The organism is Micromonospora sp. R77, from assembly GCF_022747945.1.
In the GTDB taxonomy this organism is placed as follows: Bacteria; Actinomycetota; Actinomycetes; order Mycobacteriales; family Micromonosporaceae; genus Micromonospora.
The window spans coordinates 1,985,165-2,002,660 of record NZ_JALDST010000001.1 but is presented as its reverse complement, the minus strand read 5'-3'; the positions used below and the strand labels follow the sequence as shown (position 1 = coordinate 2,002,660).

The 17,496-nt window shown below is 73.6% G+C and carries 16 protein-coding genes; 10 read left to right on the top strand and 6 right to left on the bottom strand.

What is annotated here, in order from left to right; all coding sequences use genetic code 11:
- Positions 1–19: 19 nt before the first annotated feature.
- The 3 genes from MRQ36_RS09155 to thiC are packed head-to-tail and all read left to right on the top strand — an operon-like array spanning position 20 to position 3,002.
- Entirely contained in the window at positions 20–616 is a 597-nt protein-coding gene (locus tag MRQ36_RS09155) for a thiamine phosphate synthase (RefSeq protein WP_242800964.1), read from the top strand.
- The gene (gene thiD, locus MRQ36_RS09150; RefSeq protein WP_242794471.1) at positions 613–1,401 is read left to right on the top strand and encodes a bifunctional hydroxymethylpyrimidine kinase/phosphomethylpyrimidine kinase; all 789 of its coding nucleotides are present in this window, start codon (positions 613–615) and stop codon (positions 1,399–1,401) included. Before MRQ36_RS09155 ends, thiD begins: the two co-directional genes overlap by 4 nt.
- A 17-nt stretch (positions 1,402–1,418) precedes the next feature.
- Positions 1,419–3,002: a phosphomethylpyrimidine synthase ThiC gene (thiC, locus tag MRQ36_RS09145; protein WP_242794470.1), complete on the top strand. Its 1,584-nt coding sequence runs from the start codon at positions 1,419–1,421 to the stop codon at positions 3,000–3,002.
- A 75-nt stretch (positions 3,003–3,077) separates the two neighbouring features.
- On the opposite strand, the gene MRQ36_RS09140 is transcribed toward thiC, so the two are convergent.
- The 5 genes from MRQ36_RS09140 to MRQ36_RS09120 form a co-directional block, all read right to left on the bottom strand.
- Positions 3,078–3,434 carry a hypothetical protein gene (locus MRQ36_RS09140; protein ID WP_242794469.1) on the bottom strand — a complete coding sequence of 119 codons (357 nt, stop codon included), beginning with the start codon at positions 3,432–3,434 and terminating at the stop codon, positions 3,078–3,080.
- Between the two features lie 133 nt (positions 3,435–3,567).
- Positions 3,568–5,814: a hypothetical protein gene (locus MRQ36_RS09135; protein WP_242794468.1), complete on the bottom strand. Its 2,247-nt coding sequence runs from the start codon at positions 5,812–5,814 to the stop codon at positions 3,568–3,570.
- A 76-nt stretch (positions 5,815–5,890) separates the two neighbouring features.
- The gene (locus MRQ36_RS09130) at positions 5,891–6,199 is read right to left on the bottom strand and encodes a cupin (RefSeq protein WP_242794467.1); all 309 of its coding nucleotides are present in this window, start codon (positions 6,197–6,199) and stop codon (positions 5,891–5,893) included.
- Positions 6,196–7,146 carry an LLM class F420-dependent oxidoreductase gene (locus MRQ36_RS09125; RefSeq protein ID WP_242800962.1) on the bottom strand — a complete coding sequence of 317 codons (951 nt, stop codon included), beginning with the start codon at positions 7,144–7,146 and terminating at the stop codon, positions 6,196–6,198. The genes MRQ36_RS09130 and MRQ36_RS09125 overlap by 4 nt, the downstream gene beginning before the upstream one ends.
- A 2-nt stretch (positions 7,147–7,148) precedes the next feature.
- Positions 7,149–7,940 (bottom strand): ABC transporter ATP-binding protein, encoded by a 792-nt coding sequence (locus MRQ36_RS09120; RefSeq protein WP_242794466.1) that lies wholly within the window; start codon positions 7,938–7,940, stop codon positions 7,149–7,151.
- 285 nt (positions 7,941–8,225) lie between these two features.
- On the opposite strand from MRQ36_RS09120, the gene MRQ36_RS09115 reads away from it, so the two are divergent.
- A complete protein-coding gene (locus MRQ36_RS09115) occupies positions 8,226–9,257 on the top strand; it encodes an ABC transporter substrate-binding protein (RefSeq protein WP_242794465.1) in 1,032 nt (343 codons plus the stop codon).
- Between the two features lie 123 nt (positions 9,258–9,380).
- On the top strand, positions 9,381–10,193 hold the full coding sequence (locus tag MRQ36_RS09110; RefSeq protein WP_242800960.1) for an ABC transporter permease: 813 nt from the start codon (positions 9,381–9,383) through the stop codon (positions 10,191–10,193).
- 52 nt (positions 10,194–10,245) lie between these two features.
- Here MRQ36_RS09110 and MRQ36_RS09105 read toward each other — a convergent pair whose 3' ends face one another.
- Positions 10,246–11,427 carry an ABC transporter substrate-binding protein gene (locus tag MRQ36_RS09105; protein ID WP_242794464.1) on the bottom strand — a complete coding sequence of 394 codons (1,182 nt, stop codon included), beginning with the start codon at positions 11,425–11,427 and terminating at the stop codon, positions 10,246–10,248.
- 448 nt (positions 11,428–11,875) lie between these two features.
- On the opposite strand from MRQ36_RS09105, the gene MRQ36_RS09100 reads away from it, so the two are divergent.
- The 5 genes from MRQ36_RS09100 to MRQ36_RS09080 all read left to right on the top strand — a co-directional run bounded on the left by MRQ36_RS09100 (position 11,876) and on the right by MRQ36_RS09080 (position 17,476).
- Complete coding sequence (locus tag MRQ36_RS09100) at positions 11,876–14,935, top strand: sensor histidine kinase (protein WP_242794463.1); 3,060 nt, start codon at positions 11,876–11,878, stop codon at positions 14,933–14,935.
- The gene (locus tag MRQ36_RS09095) at positions 14,932–15,339 is read left to right on the top strand and encodes a roadblock/LC7 domain-containing protein (RefSeq protein WP_007465177.1); all 408 of its coding nucleotides are present in this window, start codon (positions 14,932–14,934) and stop codon (positions 15,337–15,339) included. The genes MRQ36_RS09100 and MRQ36_RS09095 overlap by 4 nt, the downstream gene beginning before the upstream one ends.
- Positions 15,340–15,405: 66 nt before the next feature.
- Entirely contained in the window at positions 15,406–15,768 is a 363-nt protein-coding gene (locus MRQ36_RS09090) for a DUF742 domain-containing protein (RefSeq protein ID WP_109946945.1), read from the top strand.
- The gene (locus MRQ36_RS09085; RefSeq protein ID WP_242794462.1) at positions 15,749–16,372 is read left to right on the top strand and encodes an ATP/GTP-binding protein; all 624 of its coding nucleotides are present in this window, start codon (positions 15,749–15,751) and stop codon (positions 16,370–16,372) included. The genes MRQ36_RS09090 and MRQ36_RS09085 overlap by 20 nt, the downstream gene beginning before the upstream one ends.
- 183 nt (positions 16,373–16,555) lie before the next feature.
- Positions 16,556–17,476, top strand: a complete 921-nt coding sequence (locus MRQ36_RS09080; RefSeq protein ID WP_242794461.1) for a ferritin family protein — start codon at positions 16,556–16,558, stop codon at positions 17,474–17,476.
- Positions 17,477–17,496 lie beyond the last annotated feature (20 nt).

The window sequence follows — 17,496 nt, the reverse complement described above, 5'->3', positions numbered from 1 at the left end:
GGGGCCCGAACCGTCCAGGATCGCGCTGCCGTCGGGCGTCGTGCTGTTGACGGATCGGCGCGTGGCGCGGGGACCGCTGGTGGACGTCGTCGCGGCGGCGGTGCGCGGGGGAGTGCGCTGGGTGGTGCTGCGGGAGAAGGACCTGCCCAGCGCCGAGCGCGCCGCCCTCGCGGCCGAGCTGCGGGCGATCCTCGCCGACGCGGGCGGCACCCTGATCGCCGCCGGCCCCGACCCGCTCGACGGCGACGCCGTCCACCTGCCGTCGGCCGGCCCCTGTCCGCCGCCCCGGCTCGCCCTGGTCGGCCGTTCCTGCCACGACGAGCCGGAACTGGCCCGCCTCACCACCGAGCACTACGTCACCCTCTCGCCCGTCTTCCCCACGAAGACCAAACCCGGCTACGGGCCACCGTTGCACGCGCGGGAACTGCGAAGGCTGATCGAGGCCAGCCCTGTGCCGGCGCTCGCCCTCGGCGGCATCGAGACACCGGAACACGTCCGAGCCTGCGTCGAGGTGGGAGCCGTCGGCGTCGCGGTGCTCGGCGCAGTCATGCGATCCGACGACCCCACCGAGTCAGCCACCACGCTGACCCGCGCCTTCGAGGGAGCTTTCAGGTGACCCCCACGACCGTGCTCACGATCGCCGGCTCGGACTCCGGGGCCGGTGCCGGGATCCAGGCCGACCTGAAGGTCTTCGCGGCCCTCGGCGCGTACGGCACCTCGGTCGTCACGGCGGTGACCGCGCAGAACACCCGGGGCGTCGACGCCGTCCTGCCACTGCCCCCGCAGACCGTGCGCGACCAGCTCGACAGCGTGCTCGGCGACTTCGACGTACGCGCGGTGAAGACCGGGATGCTCGGCACCCCGGCGGTCGCCGACGCGGTGGCCGACGCGGCGAAGGGCGGGCGGCTGCCGTACCTGGTGGTCGACCCGGTGCTGGTGGCGACCAGTGGACACCGGCTCGGCGTGGTGGAGGCGGTCGAGCGGCTGTTGCCGTACGCGATGGTGGCGACGCCGAACTGCGCGGAGGCCGCCGCCCTCACCGGACGGCCGGTGACCACGGTCGAGGAGATGGTTGCGGCGGCCGAGGCCCTGGCAGCCGGCGGCCCGGCGCACGTGGTGGTGACCGGCGGTGACGTGGACGCGGCCGGTGAGTCGGTGGACGTGCTGGCCGGCGGCGGGACCACCACGCTGCTGCGGGCGCCCCGGGTGGCGACGCGGCACAGCCACGGCACCGGCTGTTCGTTCTCGGCGGCGATCGCCGTCCGGCTGGCGGCGGGCGACCCGATGCCGGTCGCGGTCGCCGCCGCCAAGGAGTACGTCACCCGCGCGCTGACCGGTGCGCGGGAGTGGGAGCTGGGCGCGGGACGCGGCCCGCTGGACCACTTCGGCTGGTCCCGTTGACCATCAGGGAGGCTGTCATGCAGGCACGTCGCAAGGTCTATGTGGAGGGGTCACGGCCGGACGTCCGGGTGCCGTTCGCCGAGGTGGAGCTGACCGGGGAGAACCCGCCGCTGCGGCTCTACGACACCTCCGGCCCCGGCTCCGACCCGGAGGTGGGGCTGCCCCCGCTGCGCGGGCCGTGGATCGCGGCGCGGGGTGACGTGGCGCCGGTACGCGGTGCCGGCACCCCGCTGGCCGGCACCCGGCCGACCCAGCTGGCGTACGCGCGGGCCGGGATCGTCACGCCGGAGATGGAGTTCGTGGCGATCCGGGAGAGCACGGCACCCGAGTTCGTCCGGGACGAGATCGCGGCCGGGCGGGCGGTGCTGCCGCTCAACGTCAACCACCCGGAGTGCGAGCCGGCGATCATCGGCAAGGCGTTCCTGGTGAAGGTCAACGCCAACATCGGCACCTCGGCGGTCAGCTCCTCGGTCGCCGAGGAGGTGGAGAAGCTGACCTGGGCGACCCGCTGGGGCGCGGACACGGTGATGGACCTCTCCACCGGCAAGCGGATCCACGAGACCCGCGAGGCGATCGTGCGGAACTCGCCGGTGCCGATCGGCACCGTGCCGATCTACCAGGCGCTGGAGAAGGTCGGCGGCGACCCGGTGAAGCTGAGCTGGGAGGTGTTCCGGGAGACCGTCATCGAGCAGGCCGAGCAGGGCGTCGACTACATGACGGTGCACGCCGGGGTGCTGCTGCCGTACGTGCCGCTCGCGGTGGACCGGGTCACCGGGATCGTGTCGCGGGGCGGCTCGATCATGGCCGCCTGGTGCCTGGCGCACCACGAGGAGAACTTCCTCTACACCAACTTCCGCGAACTGTGTTCGCTGCTCGCGAGGTACGACGTCACCTTCTCCCTCGGCGACGGACTGCGCCCCGGTTCCATCGCGGACGCGAACGACGAGGCGCAGTTCGCCGAGCTGCGTACCCTCGGCGAGCTGACGAAGATCGCCTGGGAGTACGACGTGCAGGTGATGATCGAGGGCCCCGGACACGTGCCCATGCACAAGATCAAGGAGAACGTGGACCTCCAGCAGGAGTGGTGCCACGAGGCCCCGTTCTACACGCTCGGCCCGCTGACCACCGACATCGCCCCCGCGTACGACCACATCACCTCGGCGATCGGCGCCGCGATGATCGGCATGTTCGGCACCGCGATGCTCTGCTACGTCACCCCGAAGGAGCACCTGGGGCTGCCCGACCGGGACGACGTGAAGGCGGGCGTGATCGCGTACAAGATCGCGGCGCACGCGGCCGACCTGGCCAAGGGGCACCCGGGGGCGCAGGCGTGGGACGACGCGCTGTCGAAGGCGCGGTTCGAGTTCCGCTGGTCCGACCAGTTCAACCTGTCGCTGGACCCGGAGACCGCGCGGTCGTACCACGACGCGACGCTGCCCGCCGAGCCCGCCAAGACGGCGCACTTCTGCTCGATGTGCGGCCCGAAGTTCTGCTCCATGAAGATCACCCAGGAGCTGAAGGAGTACGCGGCGCGCGGCATGCAGGACAAGTCGGCGGAGTTCCTCTCCTCCGGAGGTCGGGTCTATCTGCCCCTGGCCTGAGCCGCGCGGGTGGGGGCGGCCGGCGGGTCGGCCCCACCCACGATCGTGGCCCCGCCCAGGTCGGCCGGTCGACCGTCAGTCGCGGTGGTGGCGGCCGGTCCGCAGCGTACGACCCTCGGCCGGCTCGGTGTCCTGGGCGGGCCGGGCCAGGCCGGTGACCCAGTCGACGTACTCCTCGTCGTGCGCCGGCACCGCTTCCGGCTCGCGGCCGGCCCGGTCGGCGACGTTCTCCTCGCCGCCCTTCGCCCGGTTGCGCCGGAACAGGCCCCGCCGCAGCCGTGACTTCCCGCCGGTGGCTGCGTCGCCGCCCTCGGTGGTCGACCGGTCCGTCGCGTCCGACGTCGCGCCGTCGGCACCGGTCGCCCGGTCGTCGGTGCGCCGGGTCGAGGCACCGTCGTCCGGGGTGCGGCCCGTCGGGTCGTCGGCCCGCACGCGGCCCCCGTCCGGGGCGGCGGCCCGCGCAGGAAAGCCGCCCGGCGTCGCAGCGTCGTCCGTCGCGGGGTCCCCGTCCGGGGTGGCGGTGTCGGTCCGCCGGGCGGAGCCGAAGGCGTCCTGGCGGCCCGGCTCAGGTCGGGCAGGGCCCGGTGCCGGGGTCGGGGCGCGGGCTCCAGCGGCGTACGTCCGCCGGTGCCGTCCGGCGCCGGGTCCGGCGTACCACCGCCGGCGCGCGGGGTGACCGGCCAGGCCGGCGTCGGGGGGATGGGCCAGGCCGGCCGGACGTCGCCGGGGCGGTCCGCCTCGAAGATCGGGATGCGGGGGCGGGGCGACGGGCCGGCCGGAGTGCCGGCGGTCGGCGCGGCCTCGGTCCCGCCGGTCTTCGGGTCGCCGTCCGACGGGGCGTCCGGACCGGCGGCGGTCGCCGTGTCGTCCGGGTCGGGGGCGGGGGTTGCCGGCTCGGCGGCGGTACGGCGGGCCGCGGCGCGGCGCGGACGGCGGGTCGCGGTGCCGCCCACCGCGTCGGCCGGGCCGGTCGGCGGGGCGCCGGTCGTCGGGTCGTCCGTACCGGGGGTCGCGGGTGCCTGGTCCGGGGTGGAGTCGGCAGCCTCCGGCGCGGTCCCGGTCGTGGTCGACGCCGGCGCGGTCCCGGTCGTCGTCGGGGAGTCGGCCGGGGTCGGGGCGGCCGGCCCGGCGGTTCCCGCGGGTACGGGCGGTGCGGCGGGGGTGCGCGGCTTCCGGGTCCGCTTGGCGCGGCCGGTCGGGGCGGCGGTGCCCGGCGTCGGCTGCTCGGGCTGCCCCGGCCCGACGTCGGGGCCGGTCGTGGCGGACGGGCTGTCGGCGGGCCGCGCGTCGCGGAGGTTCCGGTGCCCGCGTCGGCGGGGCCGTTCGACGTCGGGCTCGGGGTGACTGCCGGGGTGGGCCTCGTCGTGCTCGCAGCGGCGGTCGGGGCGGGCGTGTCTTCCCCGGCCGGGGCTGCCGTGGTCGCGTCCACCGCCGCTGCCGTGGTCGCGTCCACCGGGGCGGCGGGCGTGACCGGCGTCCCGGCCGTGACCTGCTGCTTCGCCGCCGGGGTGGTGCGGTCAGCCGGCGTCGCCGGGGCCGGCTGCGCCGCCGGGTCGGCGGGCTGGGTGGACTGGGTCGGAGCGGTCGGCTGGCTCGGGGTGGTGGGCTGCGCGACGGTGGCCGCCGGCGGAGTGGACGGTGTCCGGTCGCCGGTGCCGGTGCCGGTGTCGGGCGTCCGGGCCGGCGGTCCGGCGAGCACGTCGATGGCGGAGGTGCGCCGGGCCGGCGGCAGGCCGGCGGGGACCGGTGCCGGGTTGCTGCCGGCGGGGCCGGCCAGTCCCAGTGCGCCGGGCTGGGCGACGCCGCGTCGTCCCGCCCGGTGGCGAAGAGGTCGACGGGCCCGGCCGCCGCGCCGGTGGCGTCGGGTGTGGATCCGTCGCCGGTCGGGTGCGCCGGCTCGCCGGTCTCGCCCGGCAGCGGCTGGAGGATCTCGCTCGGTGCGATCGCCGCGGTGGCCGGGGGCGCCGACCGGCCGGCGCAGCAGGGTGGCGGCCGTCGAGCCCAGCGCGCCGGTGGCGACCGCGATCAGGGCGCCGTAGTAGGGCGCGAGCTGGTAGCGGTCGGCCGGGTCACCCGGCCCGGCGGCCAGGTAGGCGAACGCCACCAGGACCGGGCCGGCCGCACCGGCGGCGCCGCCGACCAGTGGGGGCTGCTCCCACCGGCGGGCCAGCGCGCCGATCGCCGCGCCGGCCAGCAGGGCCACCGTGGGCAGGATCAGCACGGCCAGGCGCTGGGCGGTGGCCGCGTCCAGCCAGGAGGGTTCGAGGACCCCGAGCCGTACAGTCGGCAGCGGGCCGGTCGAGGCGATCGACGGTGCCACCGAGACCAGCGCGAGCAGCCAGACGACGCCGACCGTCATGGCGATGTTCCAGCCCAGCGGGGGGCGCAGCAGCACGGCGAGCGCGGCACCGGCACCGACCACCGCGCCGAGGACGGCGCAGATGCCGACGGCCCACACCGGGTCGACGGAGTTCAGTTCGGCGGCCCGGGCCGGCTGCATGCAGAGCGGCGCGACCACGGTCGCGCCGAGTGCGGCGGCCCCGGCGACGGAGAGCTGCTCGGTGGTGCCGCCGGGGAAGCCGTCCCGGCGGGCCAGTCGTTCGGTGAGGACGGCGCCGGCCACCGCGGCGATCGCCGCGAACCAGCCGACCCAGACGAGCTGGGCGGGCCACCGGTTGACCGTACCGTCGGTGAAGGTGCCACCCAGGCGCACGATGCCGAAGCCGTACGCGATGCCGAGCTGGCCGGCCCCGGCCAGCACGCTCACCCCGAGCGCCGTGAGCAGCAGTCTGCCCCACGTCCGAAAGGCCATGTCGGGCACGTTACGGCCCGGTGCGCGCGATCGCCACCTTGGCACAGCGCGGCGCGGCGACCTGCCGTCGGCGTGGCTACTTCAGCTCGACCAGGCGTGCCAGATAGGTGGTGTCGCCGACGTTGGTGAGCATGTGCACGGCCCCCGGGTCGCGGTAGACGACCCCGCCGGTCGGTTCGTCGGCGTCGATCCGGGTGCCGTCGACGGTCTGCACCACGTTCTTCGCGCCCTCGATCGCCACCACCAGGTATGGGTGGTCGTGCCGGTGCAGCGGCTGCCGCTCGCCCGGCGCCAGGCGGATGTGCCAGACCCGGACGCGATCGTTCTCGAAGACGATCTCCTGCCCGACCGGGCCGAGTTCGGGTTCGTCGGACACGTCGGTCATCGGGCACCGTCCAGCTGGGGGAGCACCTCGGCGGCGATGAGCTCCAGGTGGTCGAGGTCGTCGAAGTCGATCAGGCGCAGGTGGACCCGGGTGGCACCGATCGCGGCGAACTCGCCGAGCCGGTCGACGAGCTGCGCGGGGGAGCCGACCACCGGGTCCTCCGGCGGCAGGGCGCTCTTGACGTGCAGCGGCGCGGCCCGGCGCTGCGCCTCCGCGTCGGTACGCCCGACCGCCACCACGATCCCGGCGGAGAGCACCAGCGGTGCCCGCCCGGAGCCGGGCCGGTCGACCCGGTCGCTGGCCTCCCGCACCCGCTCGTACGCGGCGGCGGTCTCGGTGATGCTCTTGAACGGCATGTTGAACTCGTCGGCGTACCGGGCGGCCAGCTCGGGGGTGCGCTTGGGACCTCGGCCGCCGACGATCACGGGCGGGCCGGGCTGCTGCACCGGCTTGGGCAGGGCGGGCGCATCGACGAGGGTGTAGTGGTCGCCGGTGAAGCTGTAGGTCTCGCCGGGCGGGGTGCGCCACAGCCCGGTGACGATCTCCAGCTGCTCGGCCAGCCGGTCGAACCGTTCGCCCACCGGGGGGAAGGGGATGCCGTACGCGGTGTGCTCCCGCTCGTACCAGCCGGCGCCGATGCCCAGCTCGACCCGGCCGCCGCTCATCTGGTCGACCTGGGCGACCTGCACGGCGAGCGGTCCGGGCAGCCGGAAGGTGGCGGAGGTGACCAGGGTGCCGAGCCGGATGCGGGAGGTCTCCCGGGCCAGCGCGGCCAGGGTGAGCCAGGCGTCGGTCGGGCCGGGCAGCCCCGGGTCGTCGCCCATCGACCGGTAGTGGTCGGCGCGGAAGAACCCTTCGTAGCCGGCGTCCTCGGCCAGCCGGGCGAAGCGCAACTGGTCGTCGTAGCTCGCGCCGCGGTGCGGCTCGGTGAAGACCGACACCCGCATGGTCACCGCCCTCCCGCCCCGGCGGGCAGGTCCACCGGTGCGTCCCGTTCCATCAGCAGTTCGTGCAGGTCGGCGCTGACCCGGGCCACCTCGGCGAGGTGCGCGTTGCGGCCGAGGGTGCGGGGCCGGGGGATGTCCACCGGCACCACCTTGCGGATCCGGCCGGGACGGGGGCTGAGCACCACCACCCGGTCGGCGAGCAGTACCGCCTCGTCGATCGAGTGGGTGACGAAGACGATGGTGGCCTTCGTCTCCATGTGCACCCGCTGGAGTTCGCCGGAGAGTTCCTCGCGGGTGAGCGCGTCCAGCGCGGAGAAGGGCTCGTCCATCAGCATCACCCGGGGTTCGCCGACGAGCGAACGGCAGAGCGACACCCGCTGCTGCATGCCGCCGGAGAGCTCGTGCGGCAGGCGCTTCTCGAAGCCGCCCAAGCCGGCGAGGTCCAGCAGTTCGCGGGCGCGGTCCCGGTGTTCCGCCCGGCTCCAGCCGAAGATCTCGACCGGCAGCAGGACGTTGTCCAGCACCGAGCGCCAGGGCAGCAGGGCGGGGCGCTGGAACAGCATGGCGATGTCGCGGCGCGGTTTCGTGATCGGCGTACCGGCGACGGTGATCTCGCCGGCGGTGACCGGCAGCAGGCCGGCGACCATTCGCAGGAGCGTCGACTTCCCGCACCCGGAGCGGCCGAGGACCGCGACGAACTCGCCCTCGGCGACGTCGAGGTCGATGCCGCGCAGGGCCTCCACCCGGCCGGATCGCCCCTCGAAGGTACGGGACACGCCGGACAGCCGGATCATCTCCGCCGGCCTCCCTCCTGCTCGACGTCGCGAGTCGGGCACAGGGTAGCCGCCGGGGATCCTTATAGCACCGTCCGGGGTGGACCGCTGTCACTTTCCGGCACGCAACTTCGTTTCCGTTCCGCAACCGATACGCACGGACACGTTCCGCCAGCCTTCTCGTACGCTGTGCCCGCAAAGAGTCCCCTCACGACGGTCCTGACGGCTCCCCCCATGCGCCGTAACCGTCGGCCCCACGACCCGTCCGGGCGAAGACGACCTGGTCGGAAAGGACATGGTGCTTTGATGAGAAGGCTGACCCGTACGGTCGCCGCCGCCGCGCTGGCCACCGCCCTCGCCCTGGTCTCCGGGTGCAGCGGCGGCTCGGACAAGTCCGACGACGCCAAGGGCCCGAACGGTGCCGCCCTGGAGAAGGTGACCTACCTCACGTCCTTCGGCAACTTCGGCCGCGACTCCTACGCCTGGGTGGCGAAGGAGAAGGGGTTCTTCTCCGACGCCGGTTTCGACGTGGAGATCAAGCCCGGCCAGGGCACCGGCGCGGTCATCCAGACCATCACGGGCGGGCAGGCCGACTTCGGCCCGATCGACCTCACCGGTGGGCTGCTCCAGTTCGGCAACGGCCAGGCCAAGGACTTCGTCGCGGTGGCGGCGATCCAGCAGCGCACCATGGCCGCGATCGTCTCGGTCGAGGGCAAGAACATCGCCACCCCGAAGGACCTGGAGGGCAAGAAGCTCGCCGACGCCCCCGCCTCCGTCGTGCGCAACCTCTTCCCCACGTACGCCAAGCTGGCCGGCATCGACGCGAGCAAGGTGACCTGGGTCAACGGCGAGCCGGCCACCCTGATGGGCACGCTGGCCTCCGGCGCGGTCGACGGCATCGGCCAGTTCGTGGTGGGCCAGCCGACCGTCGAGGCGGTGACCAAGAAGAAGCCGGTCGTGCTGCCCTACAGCAACGTGATGCAGGACCTCTACGGCAACGCGCTGATCACCTCGACCAAGATGGCCAAGGAGAAGCCGGACACGGTCAAGCGCTTCACCGCCGCGCTGCTCAAGGGCCTGGAGTACGCGCTGGCGCACCCGCAGGAGGCGGCGGACATGTTGAAGAAGAACGTCGACGCCACCAACCCGGCCGCCGCGGCCGCCGAGCTCCAGCTGATGGCCGCGTACGTCCGGTCCAGCAACTCCGGCACCGCCCTGGGCACCCTGGACAGCGGCCGGGTCGCCAAGAGCATCGCCCTGCTCCAGGGCGCGGGCGCGCTCAAGCAGAACTTCACTCCCGACCAGATCATCGACTTCGACCTCGCGCCGAAGGCCTGACGGGTCGGCTCGGAGACTCCGGGTGCGGCCCGCCGGGAGATCCCGGTGGGTCGCACCCTTTCGCGTGCCGGTCGTCGACCGGCCGGAGCAGAGGAGGACACGTTGGCGGAGCAGGCTCCGACGGTGGCCGGCGCCCCGGCACCCGACGTCGCGCCCCCGCGCCGGGACGGCGTACGTCCGGCGGCGGTGGGCCTGCCGGCGCTCGGTCTGGTGATCGCGGTGGGCGTCTGGTGGCTGGTCACCTCGGGCCTGCACCTGGTCCACCCGGCGTCGCTGCCGCCGCCGCAGGCGGTGTGGCGGGCGTTGACCGGGACCCGGCACGTGCTGTTGCCGGCGCTGGGGATCACCACGCTGATGACCGTGGTCGGCTTCGCGCTCTCCGCGGTCGCCGGGGTGCTGATCGGGATGGCCCTGGCCGCGTCCCGCCGGGTCGAGCGGATGTTCGCGCCCCTGCTGGTGGCGGTCAACGCGGTCCCCAAGATCGCCCTCGGACCGCTGCTGGTGGTCTCTGTGGGCTGGGGGCACAAGCCCATCCTGACCATGGTGTTCCTGCTCTGCTTCTTCCCGATCGTGCTCTCCACCGCGACCGGCCTGACCACCACGCCGGCGGACCTGGCCGAACTGGCCCGGTCGCTGAACGCCTCCTGGTGGCAGTCGTTCCGCAAGGTGCGCTTCCCGGCGGCGCTGCCGCAGATCTTCGTGGGGTTGAAGGTGGCCATGCCGCTGGCGGCGATCGGCGCGGTGATCGGCGAGTTCTATTCCGACCAGCCGGGGCTGGGCTTCCAGATCCTCCAGTACAACGGGATCGGGGACACCGCGACGGCGTGGGCGGCGATCGTGCTGATCGCGCTGATGAGCATTTTGCTGTACGCCGCGCTCACCCTGGTGGAGCGGCTCGCCCTGCCCTGGGTCCGGGCCACCACCTCGGCCCGCTGACCGTCCGGGCGCGGCCCGCCGACAGGTCCCGGCGGGCCGCACCCGGCTGGTCTCAGCCGGACAGCCGCCAGCGACCGCCCCGGGCGACCAGCGTGGTCAGCGCCTGCGGCATCAGCCCGGAGTGGTTGTCCGGGGTCATCCGGATCGGCCCGGAGAGGCCGTCCAGCTGCGACGTCTCCAGGATGTTCCGGATGGCCTCGCGGTCCACCGTGCCCGCCTTCCCGCCGGAGCGCAGCACGGCGTCGGCGATGAGCTGCAGGGCGTCGGCGGCGAACGAGGAGAAGCCGTTGTAGCTGCCGTACCGGGCGGTGTAGTCCTGGAACCACTGCCGGCGGGCGGCCTTGGCCGGGGTGGTGGCGATCACGTCGTCGATCACCATGGTCTGGGTGAAGACCAGCGTCGCCCGCTCGGTCGAGCGGGCCGAGCCGCCCAGGAAGAGGTCCCCGGCGGCGGACGCGTCGAAGAAGAGCGAACCGGCGAACTTCGCCTGCCGGGCGCTGTCGGCGGCCAGCGACGCCTGCTCCGGCGGGGTCCAGAGGACGAGCCCGTCGGGCTTGCGGTCGACCAGTTTGCCGACCGGGTCGTTCACGTCGGTGTCGGTGCTGCGGACCGACTCGGCGCGCAGCACCTTGATGCCGGCCTTGGTGACCTGGTCGCGCAGCGCGGCGAGCCCCTCCTGGCCGTACGAGTCGGCGCTGTTCAGCACCGCCACCTTGCGGATGCCGCGCCGGCTCAGTTCGTCGGTCAGGGTGGCCGCGGTGTCGGCGGCGTTGGGGGCCAGCTTGAAGACGTACCGCCGTTCGGCGACCGGCTCGGTGACGCCGCTGGCGGAGGCCAGCGCGATCGTCGGAATCCGCTTGTCGACGATGGTGCGGGCCGCACCGACCGCGCATTCGTTGCAGCCGCCCATGATGATGGCGCTGACGTGGGAATCGTTGCTGAAATCGTTGATGTTCCGCAAGGATTCGCTGGCGTCGGAGCGGTTGTCCGCCACCCTGAGCTTGATCTGTCGACCGCCCAACGCGCCCGACGAGTTCAACTGCTCGACCTTCAGATCCAGCGCCCGCTGGTACGCCTTGCCGACCGGCGCGGCGGCGCCGGAGAGTTCGAGGTCCGCGGCGATCACGATGGGACTGGTGTCCTGCTGCCCCTCGCCGAACTGGCAGCCGGTGAGCGTGGTGGCCAGTACGGCCGAGGCGAGCGCCGCGACGCTCGCGGAGCGGATGGGGCTCAACTTGGGGTCCTCCAGGTGCGGCGCGGGCGGGGCCCGGACACCGCCGCTTGTGTCCGTCCTCAGTGGAGGAACGGGATTGGTCTGCCGTACGGTGTGCGCGAAGCCTGCAAAACCTTGCCAATGCCGGGCCCTGTGGTCAAGCGCGGATGGTGGAGCTTTTCGGGACGTCCATCCCACATCGTGGGGTAACGGAATGTTTACGAACCATCACTTTGCAGATCCGAGTGACCACTCTGGATATACATCCCCAGTTCAGGGGCGTGGAGAAAAGTAGGTATTTCTTGACCGCATCACGGGTTCCGTCCCCACCGACCGATTCCTGCCCCGCCGCCGCTTCCCAAACAGGATCTTCTCTGATGAAATCGCGGCCGTGCCGCGCGTGGCGCTGGCCGCTGCACCAGGCACGGGTCGGCGGGTCAGGCGTGGAAAGAACGACGGAGGCGATGTCGTGAGCGGTCCTACGACCCTGCCCGAGAGCACCGGCGCCGGACAGCGGACCCGCCGACGGATGCCCCGGCTCCGGGATGCCCGGATCCGTTCCAAGCTCGCCCTCATCCTGGTCGTTCCGGTCGCGGCCGTCATCGCACTGGCGGGTATCCGACTCGTCTCGGTCGGCGAGGGCGCCTACGACGCCACCCGGATCCGGTCCCTGACCGCACTCTCCATCGACGTCTCCGCGCTCGCCCAGGACCTGCACAAGGAACGCATGTCGGCGGCCGCCTACCTGGCCCTGCCCAACCAGCGGCCGGACGACTACAACCTGCGGGTACGCGCCACCGACGCGCAGATCGCCGCCTACCGCGAGGAGCGGGGCCGGCTCGACGACCTGCCGGCCACGGTGCGCGACCGGCTGCGGGTGATCGACGAGCACCTGGCCACCCTCAACGGCACCCGGCAGGAGGTGCTGGACCGGCAGCAGATGCCGGTGGCCGAGGCCAGCCTGCGGTACGGCATCATCCTCACCGACCTGGTCGCCTACGGCGACACGCTGGCGCAGCAGCCCGGCGCGGAGAACCTCGCCGCCGACCGGCGGGCGGTCGCCGCGTTCAGCCGCGCCAAGGCGGCCGTGGCCGAGGAGGAGGCGGTGGCGTACACCTCGCTCCTCGCCGGCCGCCTCGACGACGAGCGCTTCTCCTCGTTCGTGGCCACCCTCACCGGCCAGCAGGAGGCGCTGCTCACCTTCGCCCGCAACGCCGACCCCGAGCAGCGGGCGCTGGTCGACCGCACCGTCTCCGGCGACGCGGTGAGTCTCGCCGACCGGGTGGCGGGCGACATCTCCAAGTCGGTCAACGCCCGGCCGCTGGTCACCCCGGCCGAGGCCACCGCCGCCGTCGGCGCGGTCAACGACCTGATGCGGTGGGCCGAGGTCCAGCTCCAGGACGGTCTGTACGCCGACGCCGACCAGGCCCGTACCGACGTCATCCAGCAGGCGGTCGTCGAGTCGCTGCTGGTGCTGATCACCCTGATCATCGCGATCACCCTCGCCGTGGTGCTGGCCCGCTCGCTCAACCACTCGCTGCGCCGGCTGCGCGAGGGCGCCCTGGCGGTGGCCAACCACGACCTGCCGGACGCGGTCGCCCGGCTGCAGAACGTCAACGCGATCGGCGACGGCGGCGTGGACGAGATCGTCCAACAGGTCCGGGACCCGATCAAGCTCAGCAACCGCGACGAGGTCGGCCAGGTCGCGGTGGCCTTCAACGTGGTGCACCGGGAGGCCGTCCGGGTCGCCGCCGAGCAGGCCGCGCTGCGGACCAGCGTCTCGGCGATGTTCCTCAACCTCGCCCGGCGCAGTCAGAACCTGGTCGACCGGATGATCGGCGAGCTGGACGCGATCGAGCGTGGCGAGGAGGACCCGAAGCGCCTCGCCCAGCTCTTCGAGCTCGACCACCTGGCCACCCGGATGCGCCGCAACGACGAGAACCTGCTGGTCCTGGCCGGCGCCGACTCGGCCGTGCCGCGCCGCGACGACGCCCTCCTGGTGGACGTGCTGCGGGCCGCCCAGTCCGAGGTGGAGCTCTACAACCGGATCGAGTTCGGCACCGTCGACACCGACATCTCCGTCGCCGCGCACGCCGTGAACGACGTCGTCCGGCTCGTCGCCGAGCTGCTGGACAACGCGACCCGGTTCTCCCCGCCGAACACCACGGTGGTGGCCGACGGCCGCCGGATCCGCGACTACGTGCTGATCCAGGTGGAGGACCGGGGCCTCGGGCTGACCGACGAGCAGCTGGACTCGCTGAACCGGCGGCTGGCCGCCCCGTCGACCGTGGACGTGGCGGCGTTCCGACTGATGGGTCTGGCCGTGGTGAGCCGGCTCGCCTCCCGCTACGGCATCCGGGTGGAGCTGCGCCGCAACGTCGAGGGCGGCACCGTCGCCCAGGTGACCCTGCCGAACTCCACCGTGGTCCTGCCCGCCAACCGGGGCCGCGACCAGGCCGCCGTGCCCCGGTCGCGGCAGCCGCTGGCCGTCGAGCAGACGCCGCTCACCCCGGTCGGCCAGCCCGACTCGTCGGCCGGCGCCGGACGTACCGCGACGCTGACCGAGCAGTGGCGCAGCGCCGCACCGACGCCGGCCCCCGCGCCCTGGCGGGCCCCGGCGGAGGTACGGGACAGCAGCCCGTCGGTGCAGCTCGGCGGCACGGACGCGCTGCCGCCGCTGCCGAGCGTCCCGGTGTCGGCGCCACCGGTGCCCGCGCAGCCGGCCTTCGCCGACAACGGCGGGATCTCGGTCGGCACCCCCACCGTCGCCTACCCCACCCTGCCGCCGCTGCCGAAGCGGACCCCGGGCAGCGGTGACACCGCCGCCCCGGCGACGCCGGCCACCGCGCCGCCGGTCGCCGCCCCGGTGCTCCCGGCCGGTCCGGTCGCCGGTGCCACCGCCGCGCCGGCCGCCCCGGTGCTGGCCCGGCCGGCGCCGCCGGCCGAGGCGCCGATCTTCCGGGAGATGGAAGCGGTCTGGTTCCGCTCGCACGGCGACGACGCGACGGCGATCTTCACCCGCCCCGACTTCGGCGAGCCGCCGGCCGCCGCGGCCCGGCCGGTCGCCCCGGCCGCGCCGGCGTCGGCCGCCACGGCGGCCCGGCCGCCGCTGCCGACCCGCACCCCGGGCGCCCAGGCCGACGGCGGGACGAGCCAGCCGCCACCGCCGTCGTACACGCCACCAGCGGCGTCGCCCGCCGCCGGCGTACCGCCGCCCGCGACGCCCGTGTCGGCGCCGCCGGCGGTCGACCCGGACGCCTGGCGGACGGCGGCCGACGAGGGCTGGACCCGGGCGTCCAAGGCCGCCGAGCCGGCGACCGCCGGGACCACCCGCTCCGGGCTGCCGAAGCGGGTGCCGCAGGCCCAGCTCGTGCCCGGCGGCATCGACCCGAAGGGCGGCCGGGACCGCAGCCGGCGCACCCCCGACGAAGTACGCGGCCTGCTCTCCGCCTACCACCGCGGTGTGCAGCGCGGCCGGACGGCCGGCGCGGACCTGAACAGCACCTCGACCAAGGAGACGAACCGATGAACAGGCCAGCGGCCATGCAGGACATGGGTTGGCTGCTCACCAACTTCGCCGACAGCGTGGCGGGCATCGCCCACGTGGTGGCGGTGTCGGCGGACGGGCTGCTGCTCGCGTCCTCGCGGGACCTGCCCGGGGACCGGGCGGACCAGCTCGCCGCCATCACCTCCGGCGTGGTGAGCCTGACCGAGGGCGCGGCGCGGATGTTCAGCGCGGGTGGGGTGCTCCAGACGGTGATCGAGATGGACAGCGGCTACCTGTTCCTGATGTCGATCAGCGACGGCTCCTCGATGGCGGTGCTCGCCGCCCGCAGCTGTGACGTGGGCCAGGTCGGCTACGAGATGGCGCTGCTGGTGGAGCGGGTCGGCGCGGCCCTGGTCCCGCTGCCCCGGGACGCCGTCCGGTCCTGATCCGCACGGCGCAGGCCAAGGTGATCCGGAGCCGGCCCGGCTCCGTACGGAGGGAGGTGATCGCGAATGGACCAACGGCGGGACCCGCGCGGGGCGCTGGTGCGACCGTACGCGGTCACCCGTGGCCGTACCGAGCCGTTGCAGGACATCGCCCTGGAAGCGGTGCTGTCGAGCACTCCCACCCAGGTCGCCGAGTCCCGCTTCGCCGGGCACGACAAGTACCGCATCGCCACGGTCTGCGAAGGCCGGGCACAGTCGCTGGCGGAGATCGCCGCGTACACCCGGATGCCGCTCGGCGTCACCCGGGTGCTGGTCGCCGACCTGGTGGCCGAGGGCCTGCTGACGCTACACACTGCCGCTCCCGCTGAGGGGTTCGAGGAGCGGATGAACCTGCTTGGAAGGGTGCTAAGTGGACTTCGCGAACTATGACCCCGCCGGGGCACGCCGCAGCCGGGAGATCATCTCCGCGAAGATCGTCGTCGCGGGTGGTTTCGGCGTGGGCAAGACGACCCTGGTCGGTGCGATCTCCGAGATCACACCGTTGACCACCGAGGCGTTGATGACCGCCGCCGGCGTCGGCATCGACGACCCGTCCAAGGTGCCGGGCAAGGAGACCACCACGGTCGCCATGGACTTCGGCCGGATCACCATGGCCCAGGACCTGATCCTGTACCTCTTCGGCACCCCGGGCCAGACCCGTTTCTGGTTCATGTGGGACGAGATCATCCGGGGCGCGGTCGGCGCTGCCGTGCTGGTCGACACCCGGCGGATCACCGACGCCTTCGCGCCGCTGGACTACTTCGAGAACCGCAAGCTGCCGTACGTGGTGGCGCTGAACCGGTTCGACGACGCGCCGCAGTACGAACTGGAGGAGGTCCGCGAGGCGCTCGCCATCTCGCGGGACGTGCCGCTGGTGCAGTGCGACGCCCGGCACCGGGACTCGGTCAAGCAGGTGCTGGTGACGGTCGTCGAGCACGCCATGCTGCGCCTGCAGGCCGAGCACGGCCGGGGCTACCCGACCCCGGTGGGCTGAACAAAACTTGTCACCATCTGTAACGACGCCGTCGGCCAACGCTGGCGCGAACGCGGTCGACGGGTGCGTGGCGATTTCGGTCGACCCGTCCTGACCTGCGAAGACGTACGCTCATCCACGGATGTCACTCATGGTGAGGCTGTCCTCACTGGAGCTGTTGGCCGAGGGGGAGTTATGCGTACGGTGACGGGTGTATCGATCGTGATGGCGGGGGCGGTGCTCGGGGCCGGCCTCGCCGGGCCGGCCCGGGCGGCGGACCAACCGCCGTCGACCACGTACACCAACACGTTGACGGCGATGGAGGGGGAGGCCTTCGCCCACGCGAAGTACCTGGCCTACGGGGAACAGGCGGGTCGTACCGGGGAGCTGGGCATCGCCCGGCTCTTCCGCGACACGGCGCACACCGAGCGGTACGACCACTTCGCGGCGGAGGCGGCTCTGATCCACTTCGTCCGGAGCAACGCGGCCAACCTGGAGGAGTCGATCGCGGGCGAGGAGCACGAGGCGACCGTGGTCTATCCCGGCTTCGCCGCCCGGGCGCGGGCGGACGGCTGCTCCGCCGCGGCCGATCTGTTCGACGAACTGGCGGCCGACGAGGCGGTGCACGCGGCCCGGTTCCGGACCGCGCTGCGGGCGATCACCGACCCGGGCTCGGGGGTCCGCATCCCGGTGGGTGACGTGGTGCCCCCGGTGCCGATCCCGCCGAGCCTGCCCGCCTGCACCGGCGCGACCCAGGGCAACCTGGAGGCGACCATCCGCGGTGAGGCGTTCGCCAACGCGAAGTACACCTCCTACGCCGAGCACGCCCGGGCCACCGGGGTGCCCCGCCTGGCCCGGCTGTGGGACAACACGGCCGGTCAGGAGTTGGGTGAGCACTTCGCGCAGGCCGCCGAACTGGCCGGGCTGGTCCGCGACAACGCCACGAACCTGCGCGACTCGATCAGCGGTGAGGTGTACGAGGCCACCGTCATGTACCCCTCGTTCTCCCGGCAGGCGGCCGCGGCGGGCGACGCCAGGGCGGCGGCGCTGTTCCGGGAGATCGCCTTCGACGAGGCCGACCACGCGTCGGCCTTCCTGCGCGCCCTCGTGGAGCTGGAGGTCTGACGCCATGGCCTCAAGCCGAC